General features: G+C 56.7%; 14 protein-coding genes. 5 read left to right on the top strand and 9 right to left on the bottom strand.

What is annotated here, in order from left to right; translation table 11 throughout:
* Positions 1-3 precede the first annotated feature (3 nt).
* Positions 4-1146: an enoyl-CoA hydratase/isomerase family protein gene (locus KFJ24_RS13925; protein ID WP_250831689.1), complete on the bottom strand. Its 1143-nt coding sequence runs from the start codon at positions 1144-1146 to the stop codon at positions 4-6.
* A 177-nt stretch (positions 1147-1323) separates the two neighbouring features.
* Here KFJ24_RS13925 and KFJ24_RS13920 point away from each other — a divergent pair, with 177 nt between their 5' ends.
* Positions 1324-1656 (top strand): c-type cytochrome, encoded by a 333-nt coding sequence (locus tag KFJ24_RS13920; protein WP_250832655.1) that lies wholly within the window; start codon positions 1324-1326, stop codon positions 1654-1656.
* Between the two features lie 39 nt (positions 1657-1695).
* On the opposite strand, the gene ppnN is transcribed toward KFJ24_RS13920, so the two are convergent.
* Positions 1696-3069, bottom strand: a complete 1374-nt coding sequence (gene ppnN, locus KFJ24_RS13915) for a nucleotide 5'-monophosphate nucleosidase PpnN (RefSeq protein ID WP_250831688.1) — start codon at positions 3067-3069, stop codon at positions 1696-1698.
* Between the two features lie 155 nt (positions 3070-3224).
* Here ppnN and thiI point away from each other — a divergent pair, with 155 nt between their 5' ends.
* On the top strand, positions 3225-4679 hold the full coding sequence (gene thiI / locus KFJ24_RS13910; protein WP_250831687.1) for a tRNA uracil 4-sulfurtransferase ThiI: 1455 nt from the start codon (positions 3225-3227) through the stop codon (positions 4677-4679).
* A 4-nt stretch (positions 4680-4683) separates the two neighbouring features.
* On the opposite strand, the gene KFJ24_RS13905 is transcribed toward thiI, so the two are convergent.
* Complete coding sequence (locus KFJ24_RS13905) at positions 4684-5697, bottom strand: histone deacetylase family protein (protein WP_250831686.1); 1014 nt, start codon at positions 5695-5697, stop codon at positions 4684-4686.
* Between the two features lie 172 nt (positions 5698-5869).
* On the opposite strand from KFJ24_RS13905, the gene KFJ24_RS13900 reads away from it, so the two are divergent.
* On the top strand, positions 5870-7321 hold the full coding sequence (locus tag KFJ24_RS13900; RefSeq protein WP_250831685.1) for an NAD-dependent succinate-semialdehyde dehydrogenase: 1452 nt from the start codon (positions 5870-5872) through the stop codon (positions 7319-7321).
* Between the two features lie 240 nt (positions 7322-7561).
* Positions 7562-9727 carry a DNA helicase II gene (gene uvrD, locus KFJ24_RS13895; RefSeq protein ID WP_250831684.1) on the top strand — a complete coding sequence of 722 codons (2166 nt, stop codon included), beginning with the start codon at positions 7562-7564 and terminating at the stop codon, positions 9725-9727.
* 148 nt (positions 9728-9875) lie between these two features.
* Here the strand turns inward: uvrD and KFJ24_RS13890 are convergent, their stop codons facing one another.
* The 5 genes from KFJ24_RS13890 to KFJ24_RS13870 form a co-directional block, all read right to left on the bottom strand.
* Entirely contained in the window at positions 9876-10673 is a 798-nt protein-coding gene (locus KFJ24_RS13890) for an undecaprenyl-diphosphate phosphatase (RefSeq protein WP_250831683.1), read from the bottom strand.
* Positions 10674-10801: 128 nt separating this feature from the next.
* Positions 10802-13294, bottom strand: coding sequence for an arsenate reductase (azurin) large subunit (locus KFJ24_RS13885; protein ID WP_250831682.1), 2493 nt, complete (start codon positions 13292-13294; stop codon positions 10802-10804).
* Positions 13295-13308: 14 nt separating this feature from the next.
* On the bottom strand, positions 13309-13842 hold the full coding sequence (locus KFJ24_RS13880; protein WP_250831681.1) for an arsenate reductase (azurin) small subunit: 534 nt from the start codon (positions 13840-13842) through the stop codon (positions 13309-13311).
* Positions 13843-14231: 389 nt separating this feature from the next.
* Positions 14232-14468, bottom strand: coding sequence for a thioredoxin family protein (locus KFJ24_RS13875; protein ID WP_250831680.1), 237 nt, complete (start codon positions 14466-14468; stop codon positions 14232-14234).
* A 40-nt stretch (positions 14469-14508) separates the two neighbouring features.
* On the bottom strand, positions 14509-15525 hold the full coding sequence (locus tag KFJ24_RS13870) for a permease (protein WP_250831679.1): 1017 nt from the start codon (positions 15523-15525) through the stop codon (positions 14509-14511).
* A gap of 188 nt (positions 15526-15713) precedes the next feature.
* Between KFJ24_RS13870 and KFJ24_RS13865 the strand changes: the two genes are divergently transcribed.
* On the top strand, positions 15714-16898 hold the full coding sequence (locus KFJ24_RS13865) for an MFS transporter (RefSeq protein WP_250831678.1): 1185 nt from the start codon (positions 15714-15716) through the stop codon (positions 16896-16898).
* Here KFJ24_RS13865 and KFJ24_RS13860 read toward each other — a convergent pair.
* Positions 16895-17230, bottom strand: a complete 336-nt coding sequence (locus KFJ24_RS13860; RefSeq protein ID WP_250831677.1) for a TraR/DksA family transcriptional regulator — start codon at positions 17228-17230, stop codon at positions 16895-16897. The genes KFJ24_RS13865 and KFJ24_RS13860 overlap by 4 nt on opposite strands.
* Between the last annotated feature and the right edge of the window lie 140 nt (positions 17231-17370).

Genomic DNA, 17370 nt, shown 5'->3' with positions numbered 1-17370 from the left:
GGATCAGCTCAACTGCATCGGGTCGGTTTCATCGTCCCATTCAGGTTGGAAATGTGCCTCCACAACCTCCATGGGTACTGCTCTGATGCTTTCGAATGACCACCTGGGGTGGAGGTCCTTGTCCACCGCCAAAGCCCGGATGCCTTCGGGCAGATCCGGTCGACGCGTGCATTCCGTCACCATGGCAAGCTCCATACGGAAAACGTCTTTGAGCGACATCTGCTGAGCTTTCTTCAACTGCGTCCAGATCAGCCAGGCGGATACCGGGCATCCATACCTGAGGTTGTTCATGCCCGCATTCCACCACTCACTGTCAATCTCCGCAGAGAGTAACTGATCGACAATTTCCGGCAACTCGTCACCGGCACAAAGCCGGGCAATGTCTTGTTCATGACGTTCCAGGTTGCTGCGCTTAAGCGCGCGGTAATCAGGAGCATGCATCTGTGTCAGCATTCTGAACAGGCGGTTGTCATCGGCCGCAGGTTTCCCTGTCCAGCGCTGCTCCTGCATTTGAGCGAGGAGGGGCTCTCTGTCCTCGGGCAGCAACACCATGTCTGCCAAACTAATCCGAATCGTGTCGGTAATATTCAGGCGGGCACCTGTGAGTCCCATGAACAGGCCGATGCGCCCCGGCAGCCGGTTAAGGAACCAGCTGGCGCCGACATCGGGAAACAGGCCAATCGAGATTTCCGGCATTGCCAGGGTTATATCCGGCGTAGCCAGACGGTACCGGCAAGCGGAGAACAGTCCGAGGCCGCCCCCCATCACCACGCCGTGGGCAATTCCCACGACCGGTTTGGGAAAACGGTGGAGGGTATAGTCGAGTCGATATTCACGGGCAAAGACTCGACTGGGAGCTTCGGCAGGCTCTTTACCTTTAATGGCACGGTAAAGTTCTCGAATATCGCCGCCTGCACAGAATGCCCGATCGCCTTTGCCTTGCACCACCACCAGGCATATCCGGTCATCGTCGGCCCAACGGTCGAGCGCACTCTGGGCGTCTACGATCATTTGCTCTGAAAGCGCATTCAGGTTGTCTGGGGAATTCAGTGTCAGCAGGCCGATATGGCCTTCCCGGCAGGCAAGTTCCTGGGCCTCTATGGACATTGAGAGAGTCTCCGGCGTTAATAGAATAATCTGGGCCATGGGGTTCTTCGTACTTTCCCATAATCCTCCGGTATTTAAAGAGGACGAACGTCGAACGAGAGGCATTGATCTATCACATTTCGGGTTTGCTGCGGCTGTGCTATAAGATCATATAGTTTACTGTCCGGCTTCAATTGCCGGAATGCAAACTCTAAAACAAATGAGAGGGTTATGATGATGAATCTGAAACACTACGCAGTTGCAGGGATTTTTGCGCTCAGTACTGTTGTTCCTGCTGTCGCAGCAGCTGCTGATGTTGAAGCTGGCAAAGCCAAGGCTGCGGTTTGTGCCGCTTGCCATGGGCAGAATGGTGTTGCCCAGATTCCGACCTATCCGAATCTGGCAGGTCAGAATGAGCAATATCTGAAGCTGGCTATCACCGCGTACAAGAACAAGCAGCGTACCGGAGGCCAGGCAGCTGTCATGCAGGGTCAGGCGGCTGCGCTCAGTGACGCCGACATTGCGAACCTCGCGGCGTACTACGCCAGCCTGCCGGCTGGTGGCAAATAAGCCGGACCTGATAAGAGTGAGTTAAGCGGTGGGTACCACTTAACTCACAATGCGATAGCTGGGGCGGTAGGCTGATGAACCGGGCAGTTTCATCCGGTTCTGGGCGACGAACTGCTCCAGCATTGCCTCCAGAGGTTTGATCAGTGTCGGGTCCCCGGCAATCTCGAACGGACCTTTTTCCTGAACCTGGCGTATTCCGTTCTCCTTCACATTGCCCGCAACAATCCCGCTGAACGCTTTGCGTAGGTTGGCGGCGATCAGGTGCGCTGGCTGATCGCGATGCAGCTCCAGTGCCCTCATGTTGTCGTGGTTCGGCTCAAACGGAAGCTGGAAAATAGGATCGATCTTGAGCATCCAGTTGAAGTAATAGGCATCCTGCATGGCCCTGCGGAAGGTTTCCACTTCATGCATGCCGTTCTTCATGGTCTGAGCAACCCGAACCGGATCATCAATGATGATCTCGTATTTTCTGGCGGCCTCGTCACCCAATGCATTGCGGATGAACTTGTCGATCATTTCGAAGTATTCCGCGTTCTCACTTTCTCCGGTAAAGACCACCGGGAATGGCAGATCCGCGTTATCCGGGTGTAACAGAATGCCCAGCAGGTATAGGATTTCCTCGGCGGTACCGACCCCACCAGGGAAGACGATCACACCATGACCACAGCGGATAAACGCTTCCAGGCGTTTCTCGATATCCGGCATGATCACCAGCTCATTGACGATCGGATTCGGCGCTTCGGCTCCGATGATCCCGGGTTCGGTAATCCCGATGTAACGACCATTCCTGACCCGTTGCTTGGCGTGGCCAATAGTGGCTCCCTTCATGGGTCCCTTCATGGCGCCAGGACCACAGCCTGTAATAATGCTCAATGCCCGAAGGCCAAGTTGATGCCCGACTTCCTTGCTGTACTGGTATTCATTCTGACCGATGGAATGTCCACCCCAGCACACCACCATGTCCGGCTGACGCCCGGCTTCCAGTACCCTGGCGTTGCGCAGGATGTGGAACACGAGGTTGGTCAGGTCTTCCGGATTATCGCGACGAAAACCTGCAACCGTCTGCGGAATCGAGTAGGAATAAATGATGTCCCGCAACACTGAAAAAAGGTGTTCACGAATGGCCCGAAGCATCTCGCCATCGACGAAGGCATGGGCCGGGGCGTTGATCAGTTCCAGTTTCAGTCCCCGCGGCTGGGGGACCAGGCGTACATCGAAGTCTGCGTGTGACTCCATGAGTGTTTTACAGTCGTCGGTTTCGACCCCGGTATTAAGGACAGCGAGCGCACACTGGCGGAACAACCGGTAAAGACCGCCTTCACTCCGGTCCTTAAGACGGTTCACTTCATGATTGGAGAGAATCTCCAGGCTCCCCTCTGGTGATACCAGGGCATTAATGGTGGGTTCTTGCATGAACGATAGAGCTCCTGACTGTCTTCCGGCTGTGTCCACGATCGTATGACGCAGGTCGGTCTGGTGTTTCGGCAATGCCTGATTTTGAAGCAAGGGGTCAGGAAGGTACACTAGGTGCTTTCCTTTTTTTACGCCACCCGACAAAATTCAGGTCTATGAAACTTCTTATTCGTCCCGCTCCTGAAGTTGCTATCAAGAGCAAGCCCGTCCGTCGCCAGCAGATGCGCCATCTGCGGCAGAACATTCGCAAACTGCTGGCGCGTCTTGATCACGACATTGTTGTCCACGGCAGTTGGGACAGGGTGGACGTGGAGTTTCCAGACGACCGCGGCCTCTCCGGTTCTGTTATTGACGCACTTCTGCGCATTCCGGGGATTTCCACCATTCAGGAAATCGGCGTGTTCCCGTTTGTCAGTATTGACGATATTGCGGAAAAAGCAGTGGAAGCTTTTGCCGACCAACTGAATGGCAAAACCTTTGCGGTTCGTGTCCGACGCCACGGTGACCACAACTTCCGGTCCATTGAGGTGGAACGCAAGGCGGGGGCTGCCTTGATGCAGGCGTCAGGTGCCGTCGGTGTTAATCTCAAGTCGCCGCAGGTGAGAGTTCGGATCGAAGTGCAGGATGAGCATTTTCACATTGCCTATCGCAGGCATCGTGGCCTTGGTGGCTACCCGCTGGGCAGTGTTGAAAACGTGATGACACTGATTTCCGGTGGCTATGATTCCACTGTTGCTGCCTACCTGATGATGCGTAGAGGGTTGCGGAGTCATTTCCTGTTTTTCAATCTGGGCGGCACGGCCCACGAGGTTGGCGTTCGTCAGGTAGTCCACTATCTCTGGGACCGCTACGGTGCGTCACACGGTGCCAAGTTTATTTCCGTGCCCTTCGACGGGGTTATCTCTGAAATCATGGGGTCGGTGAATCACCGTCACTGGGGAGTGGTCCTCAAACGTCAGATGCTTAAGGCAGCTGCCGAAATCGCCAAGAAGAACAATGTCGCAGGGCTGGTCACCGGTGATGCGGTCGCCCAGGTATCGAGCCAGACCCTGACCAATATCAATGTCGTGGACCGGGCCAGCGATGAAGTGGTTTTGCGTCCGCTGATCTCCATGGACAAGGAGACCATCATTGGTATCGCCCGGGAGATTGGTACCGAAGCCTACGCCCGCACCATGCCAGAGTATTGCGGGGTAATTTCCCAGAAACCTGCGACCCGGGCCAAGCTTCATCGGGTGGAGGAGGATGAGTCTGCGATGGATCCGGCGGCACTGGTCAATGCTATCGACTCCCGGGAAGAGACTCCGGTAGACCGTCTTCTGGAAACCATCAAAACACCGGAAGAGGTTGAATTGGTGCAAACGCCGGGCGTGGATGACGTTATCATCGATGTGCGTCACCCCTCAGAGGGCGAGCATGCACCGCTGACGCTGACCAATAACGAGGTGATTCAGATTCCGTTTTATGAGTTGAATCAGCAGATACCGTCGTTGCCCGGCAATCGCCAGTACCTGCTTTATTGTGATCGCGGCTCCATGAGCCGTATGCATGCGGGGCACCTGAAGGCGGAAGGGCACGAAAACATCAAGGTTTACGCACCCGCCTCCTGATTGCTTAACCAGCCAGTCCCTTGAAGAATTGCTGGACGTTTTCACTGAGGGCGTCCAGGTCATAGCCACCTTCCTGCACGATCAGCGTCGGTAAGCCAAGCTGGCGGATGTGCGTGCTTAACCGGCAGAAGCCCTCCGTAGATACCGACACTTTGGCCTGCGGGTCGTTTTTGTAGATGTCGAAACCAAGCGTTAGGATCAGGGCATCCGGCTGATACAGTTTGATGGCGGCCAGGGCCTCGTCCAGTTTTTCGAAAAAATCGTCTTCGGACGAGCCATGGGGCATCGGCAGGTTGATGTTGTAACCGAAGCCTTCTCCTTCACCCCGTTCGTTTTCGTAACCGGAAACAACCGGGTAAAAATTCGTTGGATCGCCATGAATCGATACGTAAAGCACATCGCTGCGATCGTAGAAGATTTCCTGGATGCCCTGGCCGTGGTGCATGTCCGGGTCGAGGATGGCAATCCGGGGGAATCGGCTCTTCATATGCTCCGCGGCAATGGCGGCGTTGTTCAGGTAACAGAAACCGCCCGCCGCATCCTTCCTGGCGTGGTGGCCCGGGGGACGACAAACGGCGTAGGAAGTGCGGTCTCCGGCAATAAGTGCGTCGGCTGCGCCCAGGGCAGACTGTGCTGACCAGTAGGCTGCATGCCAGGTGTGTTCGCCTATCGGGCAGCTGCCATCAGCCTGATAACGGGCGGCCTCGGCCAGAATACCCGTCAGGTGATTGGGGGACCGGACAAAGATATTTGAAATGACCTCTTCGCCCCAGTCACCCATTTTCATCCAGCGCCGATGGGCCGATTCCAGGAAGCGGAGGTAGCCCAGGTCGTGCACCTTTGAGATCGGAGCGGCGCCCTGATCAGATGGCTGCAGAATGGATACCCCCATTTCCTTCAAACCTTCCAGCATCTGACCGGTACGGTCAGGTATTTCTTGCGGCTGGCGCATCTGACCCCGGGTGAAGTAGGTCTTGGGAATATGCTGATCCTGAGCGGGATGGAAAAACGCTTTCATTATCCGACCTCTTTGGTTTTTGATGCTCCGAGTATAGGCGCAGTCGGAGGATGTTCAAAAGCCTCGCGATTGACTTTACAGCCAGAGATTCAGCATCCACTATGGAAGACATATTCAACTGACGCAACACTGTCCCGGCAGGGATAGAGCTACTTACAGAAGAGGAGCCGAGATGATCGAGTCACCACTGCTGGAAAAGCTGACCGGCTACATCGGCGGTCGCTGGACTGATAATGCACAGGGCAACACCTTCGATGTCTACAACCCGGCCACGGGTGAGGTGATCGCGCAGGCGGCCTCCATGTCTGAGGACGAGGTAAAGGCGGCGGTTGCTGCCGGCAAGTCGGCGCTTCGACTGACCAGTCCGTATTCCATTGAGACCCGCAGGAAGTGGCTGGAAGATATTCGCGATGCCCTCAAGGCAAACAAGGAAGAAGTAGGGCGGATCCTGTGTATGGAGCACGGCAAGCCGTTGCAGGAGGCCCAGGGTGAGGTTGATTACGCCGCCGGCTTCTTCGATTACTGCTCCAAGCATATTCAGGCACTGGATGCCCACACGATTCCGGAAAAGCCCAAGGACTGCACCTGGACGGTTCATTATCGCCCGGTTGGTGTTACCGGCCTGATTACCCCCTGGAACTTCCCGATCGGCATGATTGCCAAGAAGCTTTCGGCCGCGCTTGCTGCTGGTTGTCCGTCGGTGATTAAACCGGCCAGCGAAACCCCGCTGACGATGGTCGCCCTGTTCAGTCTGATGGACAAGCACACCGACATGCCGGACGGCATGGTCAATCTGGTGATGGGTAAGGCCAGCGTGATTGGCAAGGTCCTGTGCGAGAGTCCGGACGTGCCCATGCTGAGCTTTACCGGCTCCACCGAGGTTGGTCGCAAGCTGATTCAGGATACCGCCGAGCAGGTCAAGAAGCTGGCCCTGGAACTGGGTGGCAATGCGCCGTTCATCGTCTTTGATGATGCCGACCTGGATGCCGCAGCGGATAACCTGATTGCCAACAAGTTCCGTGGAGGTGGCCAGACCTGTGTTTGTGCCAACCGGATCTTTGTGCACGAGAAAGTGGCCGATGCCTTTGGCGAGAAACTCGCCGAGCGTGTGAACAAGATGACCGTCGGTGACGGTATCAACGGTGGTGTTGATCTCGGGCCGCTGATTAACAAGGCCGGCTTCGACAAGGTGAAACGACACCTTGAAGACGCACTGGAAAAAGGCGCCGGGCTGGTTGCGGGTAAAAAGCCGGAAGAGCTTGGCAATGACCTGTTCTTTCCCCCAACGGTTGTGACCGATGTGACCAGCGATATGTTCTGCTATCGGGAAGAAACATTTGGCCCGCTGGTGCCGATGGCACTGTTCCGCACTGAGGAAGAGGTGATTGAGGCCGGTAACGATACCGAGTTTGGCTTGGCCTCTTACGTGTTCACCGGTGATGCCGAGCGCGCCCAGCGTGTTGCGGCGGGGCTGCGTTTCGGACACTGTGGCTGGAACACCGGTACTGGTCCTACGCCGGAAGCGCCGTTTGGCGGCATGAAAGCCTCCGGCATTGGCCGCGAGGGTGGTCTGGAAGGTCTGTTTGAGTTCGTAGAAGCGCAGACTGTGCCCAGAGGCTTTTAACAGAAAAGCTTTCTCTCATACATGGAAAAGTGCGAGAGCGGGCCCCTTTTCAGGACTGTGTGTGGCCAGGGAAGGCCACACCCAAGCGCACATGGATGTGCTCGTAGCGTGTCCTGAAAAGGGGCCTGCTCGCGCGCGACTCGCCAGAAGTCAGAGGGCTCACCCAAGCCCGCGGAAATCCGTTTTTTCTCCTGTTATACTTCCACTCCTGTTTATTTAACCAGTAGCGAACGTTTCCCTATGGATGTCTCCCACATTATCGATCCTCTCAATGACGCCCAGCGTGAGGCCGTAACCGCCCAGAATGATCACCTCTTGGTGCTTGCGGGCGCCGGCAGTGGCAAGACGCGGGTACTGGTGCATCGGATTGCGTGGTTGATGACCGTAGACCGGGTGCCACCCACCGGGATCCTGGCGGTAACCTTTACCAACAAGGCCGCCAGGGAAATGCGTTATCGCATTGAGCAGATGATGGACATTCCGGCCCGGGGTCTCTGGTTTGGTACTTTCCATGGCATTGCCCACCGGCTGCTGCGCGCGCACTACCAGGACGCCGGGTTGCCGGAGAATTTCCAGGTGTTGGACAGCGATGATCAGTTGCGACTGATCAAGCGGGTGATGCGGGAAAACCAGATTGATGAGAGCCGCTGGCCACCGAAACAGGCTCAGTGGTTCATTAACAGCCAGAAGGATGAAGGCCTGCGGGCGGATCATATCCAGGAGAATCCGGGTGATCACTTCATCTCGACCATGCTTAAGATCTATCGCCAGTACGAAAAGCTCTGTCAGCTGGGTGGTTTGGTGGATTTTGGCGAGCTCTTGCTGCGTTCCCATGAACTCTGGCTGCACCGGCCCGAGCTGCTGGCCCATTACCAGAAACGGTTCCAGCACATTCTGGTGGACGAGTTTCAGGATACCAATACGATTCAGTATGCCTGGTTGCAGGTGCTTGCGAACAACCGTGTGCCACTGACCGTGGTGGGTGATGACGACCAGTCCATCTACGGCTGGCGCGGCGCCAAGATCGAGAACATCCAGCAGTACCAGCGGGACTTCCCCAACGCACGACTGGTGCGCCTGGAACAGAATTACCGTTCGACCCAGATGATCCTGAAAGCCGCCAATGCGGTTATTGCCAACAATCAGGGGCGATTGGGCAAGGAACTCTGGACCGACGGGCCGGATGGCGAACCCATCAGTCTGTACGCCGCGTTCAACGAGCAGGACGAAGCCAACTACATCGCCGACAGCATTTCCTCCTGGGTTCTGGATGGCAATTTACGCAGTGAGTCCGCAATTCTTTATCGTTCCAACGCCCAGTCGCGGGTGCTCGAAGAAGCGCTGATGCGTCAGGGGATTCCATATCGGGTCTACGGCGGTCTGCGGTTCTACGACCGTCAGGAAATCCGAAATGCACTGGCCTATTTAAGGCTGGTGCAGTACCGCCGGGACGACGCGGCCTTTGAGCGGGTGGTGAATGTGCCGCCTCGGGGCATCGGAGCCAAGAGTCTGGCCGAGCTTCGGGAGTACGCGACCGAACAGAGCATCTCGCTCTGGGAGTCGGCGGAGCGATTGCTGGAAGCGGGCCAGGTAAAAGGTAGGGCCAAGACCGGGTTACAGTCGTTCATTGCGATTATCGAGGGCCTGTCTGGCATGGTGGGCGATGCCACGTTGCATGGTCTGATGAAACAGACGATTGAAGACAGCGGTCTGAAGGGTTACCACGCCAGCGAAAAGGGCGAGAAGGGGCAGGCCCGGGTTGAGAACCTTGAAGAACTGGTGAATGCCCTCTCTGACTTTGAAGTGGAAGAGGGTGTGGACCCGCTGTCGGAATTTATTGCCCAGGCGGCTCTGGATGCTGGTGAATCCCAGGCGGAAGCTCACGAAGACAGCGTGCAGTTAATGACACTTCACTCCGCCAAGGGCCTGGAGTTTCCGCTGGTATTCCTGGCCGGTGTGGAAGAAGGGCTGTTCCCGCACGGAATGTCGCTGGAAGAGCCGGGCCGGATGGAGGAGGAACGCCGTCTGGCCTATGTCGGCATCACCCGCGCCATGAAAAAGCTGGTGCTCACTTACGCAGAATCTCGCCGCCTGTATGGCCAGGAGAAATTCAACGCACTGTCCCGGTTTGTTCGTGAAATTCCCGGCGACTGCCTGCAGGAAGTCCGCCTGAGAAATACTGTGACCCGTCCGGCCATGGTTCAGCGGCCCAACGAAAGCCTGTTCAGTCAGGATTCAGCCCAGCAGTCCGGGTTCAGCCTGGGTCAGCGAGTCCGGCATCCTAAGTTTGGCGAGGGCATCGTTATGAACTCTGAGGGAACCGGGCACCATACTCGGGTACAGGTGAACTTCGATGAGGGTGCCAAGTGGCTGGTGCTGGCTTATGCGCCCCTGGAAGCCTGTTAGTTTCAGGGGGCACAGGGTTGGGTAGGCCTTTCCAAAACACGCTCCTTGCGGCACGTCCATGTGACGCTTGAGCTCCGCCATCCATGGCTCCGCACAGTTTTGGAAAGGCCTACCCAACCCTGTGCTTCAGACGGAACGCTTGCCGCCTTTACATCAGAACCACGTAAATTACGCCGGCCAAAACGATTCTGTAGATCACATACGGCCACATCCCAACCTTGTTGAGCCACTTCAGGAAGAAGTGGATGGCCGTGATCGCCATCAGGAAAGACGTCACGCCACCGATCAAGAAACCACTCCAGTCCACGATGACATCAGACGTTGCGACTTCCAGGAGTTTGACACCCCCTGCCAGAACGATGATAGGAATGGCCAGCAGAAAGGAGAACCGGGAGGCGGTCTCCCGAGTCATGCCCAGGAACAGGCCGGCGGTGATGGTGACGCCTGAGCGGGACGTGCCCGGCACCAGTGCCATTGCCTGGGCAATACCAACGATGGCAGCGTCTTTCCAGTTCAGGCTATCAAGATTTCGATGGCGCTTGGGCAGCCAGTCAGCGAGACCCAGTAGAATGCCGAACACCAGGGTTGTGGCGAAGATCACTTCCACCGCCCGAAGCTCATTGTCAATCATATCGAGCAACGCCAAACCGGCCAGGCCCGCGGGAATGGTGCCGATCACCAGGTACCAGGCCAACGCGCCCTGGCCGACTAATTTGCGTTGTGCCATGGAGATCAGGCCATCCCGGGCAATGCCGAAGACGTCTCGCCGGAAGTACAGAACGACTGCCAATAAGGTGCCCAGGTGAACCGAGAGATCGAACCCCACACCTTGATCAGTCCAGCCAAAGAATGCAGGAACCAGGATGAGGTGGGCTGAGCTCGAAATGGGGAGGAATTCGGTCAGCCCCTGGAGAAGACCAAGGAAAAGGGCCTGGAAAAAATCCATATCTTGAATCCGTTGTCTGACAGTGCGGCGATGGAAGCAGGTGGCGATAGTAGCAGGGAGAGCAGGGACTGAACAGTTACACTAGGAGACAAAAAAGCCGGGTACCCGTTGGGGCACCCGGCAGACATTCAAACGTACCGTCGGCGCTTGAAACTCACCTTGTCGGCGTAGTCCCCAATCCGTCCGACACGGCGGACATCCGCCCAGGTTCCTTTGTAGTAGGGGATGATATTCCGGTCGGTCCAAGGCGTCACCAGGTCGCCCATGACGGAGTTGAAGTACATCGCCTCCATGAATACATGGCCCTGCTTGATGTCCGGCTCCAGATACGCCATGGCCGTTGTCGCGCCGTAGTCGTTGAACAGCTCTACCAGGTCGCCCGACTCAATGCCAAGATCCTTGGCATCGCCCGGGTTGATTTCCAGCGGGGCCATCGGATAGCGGCCACGACGGAATTCCACGTGCTGGTCGTGGTAAGCGGTTTGCCAGATCTGATTAGTCCGGCCGTTGTTAATCCAGAAACGGTACTTCTTACGTTGCTCTTCCACGACATCAGGCATGCCATTCCAGGGCGCGGCCTGGAAGTGTGCCTTGCCGTCGTCGGTATCGAACGTGTTGTTGGTGTACAGCATTTCCGTACCGATCAGCTGGCCGTCCTTGTATTCCTTGATCGGTAGCTGAACGCCGTTATTACCGGCAGCACGGAGCCGTTCGTAGGTGGCCAGATGACCGGTGGGGCCGCCCTGGCTATCGATGCGTGGTGCTCCGGGCTGGCCGGCGCGCCGAAAACCGTCGTTGAAGGCGTCCTCCTCAGTTTTCCAGTCGAAGCCGTCAAAGCGCTTGACCATTTCGGTGTTACCTTCGGCTTCGTACAGCTTGTGCAGGGCATTGGCCATGTCTGCGGCGATCAGGCAGTCCGGCCTGGCATTACCCGGAGGGTCCATAAACCTCTCGGACAGACGCAGGCGCCGCTCGCCATTCATGGAGGTCAGGTTCATTTCACCGGGATGCGCAGCCGGAAGCAGCAAGTGAGCCGCTTCGGCAAACTTGGTGGGATAAAGGTCGATTACGGTAATAAACAGCCCACCGTCTTCCTTTACCGCCTTGTGGATAACGTCCGCCATCTTTTCCGGGCCGGCACCCCGGACCTTGCGCAGGGCCTGTTTGACAATGTCACTGCGGCGAAGGACTTCGTTTCGGTACTGTTCTGCATTCAGGGTAGTCTGGAAGGCATTGCAGGCCCAGACCGTAAGCATCTGGCCGTTACCCTGGATGATCTCCTGGTCCACATAGGGAGCCGGACGGCCACCCGGATAGGGCGGGCGGCAATAGCCTTCCTGGTGGCCGCCCATCCGGACCACCCCGGTTCCCCGGCGCCCCACGTTATGGGTTGCCAGCACCAGGTCCACCAGCGCCGACTGAATGCGGTAATTGTCATTGCCCCAGATGATGCCCTTTTCATAGCCATGCATGGTTCGGGGTTGGTGGCCGGAGGCTTTTGGCTTGTATGCCCACTCTGCGGCTTTGATGATTTTGTCCTTGCTGACGCCAGTAATTCTGCCGGTTTCGTCCAGGCTCATGCGGTTGGCCTTCAGGGCGTCCTCGAAGCCGGTGGTGTGTGCGTCTATAAAGTCCTTGTCGTGCCAGCCCTGATCCACCACGTACGTCAGCAGGCCATTGAACAGAGCGGTATCGGTGCCCGGTTCAATATCCAGAAACAGGAGGTTATCCTTGCCAACAGCCTGCTCTAGAAGGGCGACGGTGAGGGACCGACGAGGATCGACCATAATGATCTTTGTCTGCTGGACGGTCTCACCGTCCTCATAGACGGCCCGCTTTTTGTCCGTGGTCTGGCCCTGGAGGCTGGGTAGCCAGTGATTGAGGAAGTAGTTGGTCTGGGTCTCGTAGGCGTTAGCGCCAATGGAGAAGATGCAATCGGCCATCCGGGCGTCTTCATAGCTGTTGTTCAGCTCGCCGATGCCCATGTCCCGGGTGGCGTGGCACTCAGAGTTATAGGCGGGGCGGTTGTGAATCCGCACCATCTTGCTGCCGAGGCCGGTGAAAATCAGTTTGCCGGTGCCCCAGGTGTTCTCGAAGCCACCTCCGGCACCGCCATGATCGAACAGGTTGAACATCAGCTGGTCGGAGCCGTCATCATCGAGAATGCGCTTGGTCAGATGGCTATACAGGGCGATGGCCTGATCCCAGCTGGTATCCCGCCATTCATCGCCGGCGAACACCCGCGGGTATTTCAATCGCTGACTGCCTACCGGCGTCTGGGGCGAGTGCATGATCGACGCCATCTGGCCGCCCCGCGTTGATGCCAGCCCACTGTTCACTTTGCAGTCCCTGTCCGGCACGATCATGATCCGGTGGTAACTGCCATCCTCGTCCTGGATAACGTTGGTCATGGCCTGGGTCATTGTGGCTGCTAGGGGTGGTAGCTGCTGGCGGAAATCCAGGCCAAGTGCGTTTTGCTCGGGGGCCAAACCACCTTCCTCATCTGCGGGCCATTTGTAGACATGGTAACCGCAGCCGACAATGCAGAAATGGCAACAAGTCTGGGTTTTCTTGGCGTTGGCCGGTGGCAGTGCGATCCGGTCCTTCTTGTATTCAAACATGGTGTATCCCTCCCTCAGGCGCCCGGCAGAAGATTGGACTGGCGACCGTAGATCAGACCTCCCACGCCCACGGCCTCAATGGAATCATCCGAATCCTGGTAGCTCAGGAGAATCCGGGGCAGATTTTCCGTGGCCTGACCGGACACCATCTGGCCATTTAGCTCGGAATCAAACACGCTGAAATGGCAGGGGCACTTGAAGGTGCGCTCCTCGGCCGAATAAGAGACGGGGCAACCCATATGGGTGCACAGAGTGCTGTAGGCGACAATATCGCCATCCGGTCCCACTCCCCCCTGAGTTTTGCGACCGGTTTTGACCAGGGTGCAGGGTGAGGAGGCATCCGGATAGGTGAAGGAAACCGGCTGGCCGACCGTCAGGTCAGCAGCTTTGCTGATGGTGGTTTTCGGATAGTCCAGCAACACTTTGCCGGGTTGTTGGTTGTCCTCAGCGGCGTGGGCAGGGTTCAGGATCAGGCTGCCGCCAAGGGCGACGGAACCAGCTGCGGTTGTGCCAGTGAAGGCAAGAAACCGTCTCCTTGAAAGTTTCATTGCACTCTCCCTTTCTTGTTTTGGGGTCACCGCTACAGCTGCCCATGGCCCCCATTTGTTGTATAAACTTTGTACAACTTTAGGTCGTGATTTTGATTTGTGCCATCGTATCCAGGGTCGATTTCAGTTTTTATTGATGTTGGTCAATTCAGGCCGGAACTACCAATACGGGCCGTTCGGCATTTTTGCAGAGTCGGCCGGCAATGCGTGTAGTCATCACGCGGTTTCATGGATTGAATAGACCCTTGAGGAGCACGCCATGAGCAAGATCAAAGTCGGAATTAGCGGATTTGGCCGCATCGGTCGCCTGACTGAAAGACACTCCCTTATTTATGGGCTGGTTGCCTTTTGAGTGGCGTTTATGCAATCGCTATTTCAGCCTGTCAGTTTCAGGCGTTGAGCCAGCCAACTATCTTGTCGTGCTCGGGAATAGAACCGCTGTGGACCACTTTGCCGTCAACCGCCACGGCTGGCGTCGACATCACCTGATACTCCATGATCTTCTCCGGATCAGTGACCTTGGTGACCTCTACTTCCTCGTTAAGTTCGCGGGCAACCTGCTCAATTTTTTCGGCTGTGTTAACGCATTTCTTGCAACCGGTACCAAGTACTTCAAACGTTTTCATCGTTTCTCTCCTGTCAGGCACGACGTTCAGTCATTGATAGTCAGAACCCGGAAAAAAGCCAGGGACTGATCATGTTAATCACCCAGCCGACCACCATGAAGTTGGCGAGCAGAATGGCAAAGATCATAGCCAGCAGGCGGAAGGTCATTACCTGCTTGAGCATGATGAATTCCGGAAAGCTTGCAGCCACGGTACTCATACAGAAGGCCAGGGTCGTGCCCACTGGCAGCCCCTTGACGATCAGGCTTTCCATTACCGGAATCACGCCGGTTGCGTTGGAGTATAGGGGCAGGCCGGCAAAAACTGCGGCTGGCACGCTCCACCATTCGCCGGAGCCCAGGTTCTCGGCAAACCAGTCATCCGGTACGAAGCCGTGCAGGGCGGCGCCAAGACCAACGCCGATCAGCACCCATTTCCAGATTCGGCCGACAATTTCCTTCAGTTCGTCTTTGGCAAACTGATGCCTTTCGGACATCGATAGCTTAGGTGCCTCGGGCACCGGCGAACCTTCTGATGCATCCCCGGTTTGCTGGGCCGCCTTCTGGTAAGCCTTGGCGGCAAAATCCTTCAGCCAGCGCTCACCCTTGACCGCATCCAGGATCATGCCGCCGACGATGCCCGCCGCCATGCCGATCACAACGTAGGCCAGGGTGAACTTCCAGCCCAGCAGGCTCCAGAGCATGATTACTGCGACTTCATTGATGATGGGCGAGGTAAACAGGAATGCCATGGTGATACCCAGCGGGATGCCGGCGCTGGTAAAGCCCAGGAACAGGGGAATGCTGGAACAGGAACAAAACGGTGTGATGGCGCCAAAGCCGGAACCGAAAACATAGCCAACCATCTGGTTCTTTTGCTGAATATAGGCGCGCACGCGCTCCAGGTTGAGCGAGGCTCGCGCCAGCGCAATCACATAGATCATTACCACCAGCAGAAACAGGATCTTGGTGGTGTCCTCAATGAAGAAGTGGACGGAAGTGCCCAGCCTGGTTTCAGGGCTCAGTTCCATCAGGTCGTATGTCAGCCAGTTGGCCAGCTGAGCGAAAAGCTCAAGCATGTCTCGCAGCATCCTTTGATTGGTGATGAAAGAAAATTGCTGAGTGGGTGATGAATAACTTCCGGAGAGGATACTCCTATTTCCGGAAAGTTTGGCTGATCATTAGCAAAGCACCAAAGTAGCATGTGCTCTTCTGGTTTCCTCGCTATAGTCTTGAGGGGCACCACTCAATAAAGAAGACAACAATAATGATTGATTTAATTCGGCGCTTCCCGTTGCCGGTCATTGTGCTTGCCCAGCTGTTCGGTACTTCGTTGTGGTTCAGCATTAACGGCGTGTGGTTATCGCTTTCCGGAGAGCTGGGTCTTAACGAAGTCGACCTTGGCCGGCTGACACTGGCGGTTCAGGGCGGGTTTATTGTCGGCACTCTCACCATTGCTGTAACGGGGCTGGCCGACCGGTTTGGCGCCAGCCGGATCTTTGCGGTGTCGAGCCTGCTGGGGGCACTGGCTAATGGGGGATTTGTCTTCGCCGCCCACCTTCCACCCCTGGACTTCATTTTGCGGTTTGCCACCGGCCTCTGCCTGGCGGGCATATATCCGCTCGGGATGAAAATGGTGATTGCCTGGACTCCGAAATACGCCGGGGCGGCCCTGGCGTGGCTGGTGGGAATGCTCACCCTGGGTACGGCATTACCCCATCTTATGCGGGGTGCCACATTCGGAATGCCCTGGGAGTTGCCATTATTGGTGGCATCTGTGCTGGCCCTGGCCGGCGGCGCCATGGTGTTTCTGTTGGGTGATGGGCCGCATCTGCCCAAAAGCAGTGGCCCCATACCCTTGAGTCAGGGCCTGGCCGCATTGCGTATACCGAGGTTTCGGGCGGTCGCCGGTGGCTACTTTGGGCATATGTGGGAGCTTTATGCCTTCTGGACGCTGACGCCTTTGCTGATTGGCCGGGAGCTGCAGCGTTTAGGTGCTGATGACGGGGCCATCCCCTGGCTGGCTTTTGCCATTATCGGTGTAGGTGCAGTCGGCTGTATCGGTGGCGGCAGACTCAGCCGCACCAAGGGGAGCGAATGGGTGGCCTGGCGAGCCCTGATGCTTTCAGGAATTGTCTGCCTGCTGTACCCCTGGTTAAGCGGGCTGTCGCCGGTGCTATTGATTGTCCTGCTGTTTGTCTGGGGCGTTGCGGTGATCGCAGATTCGCCCCAGTTTTCTGCCCTGGCTGCTGCGACAGCGCCCCGGGAATCGGTGGGTTCATCGCTGGCGGTGATGAATGCGGTCGGGTTTGGCCTGACATTGCCAGCCATCTGGCTGACCAGTGGTTTGTGGGGGCAGTTGGGGGTCTGGGTGGTGTTGTTGCTGGTCCCCGGGCCGGTATTTGGTTTGTGGTCGCTGAGCAAATCGAGGTTTGAGTCGCAGCCGGGTTAGCTTGCGCACTCAATGCAGTAGAGCGTGGTAGGATCAATTTCCAGCCGCTTCGGATTGATGGTCTCACCACACTCCATACAGTCCCCGTATTCGTCTTTGTCGATTCGCACGAGCGCCGCCTCAATCTGTCGTAGCTGGCGTTCCGCCCGTTCTTTGCCTGCTTTTGCCAGGGCCTGGCCCTGCAGGGCATCCATCCGGGACAGCCGGCCAACACTTTGCTGGTCCAGATGAACGGTTTCGCTCGTTTCATCCCGGACTTTACTGGTTGAACGCAGGTCTTCCTGAAGTTTCAGCAAGAGATTTCGGAACCGCTCAAGTTCTTCCTGAGTCACGTCTGCTTCTCCTCGTTACGGATAGACAGTTATCGTTTTCGCTAGGCAATGCAACGTGGTCCACGATACGACGGTCCGGAAGTGCTGTCACGATCAGATTCGGTAGCGGATAGATGACTTGCGGTTGTGTCGGTCGCTAC

The organism is Marinobacter sediminum, from assembly GCF_023657445.1.
Lineage (GTDB): Bacteria > Pseudomonadota > Gammaproteobacteria > Pseudomonadales > Oleiphilaceae > Marinobacter > Marinobacter sediminum_A.
The sequence above is the reverse complement of the archived record's forward strand: the minus strand, read 5'-3'. Positions and strand labels throughout refer to the sequence as shown.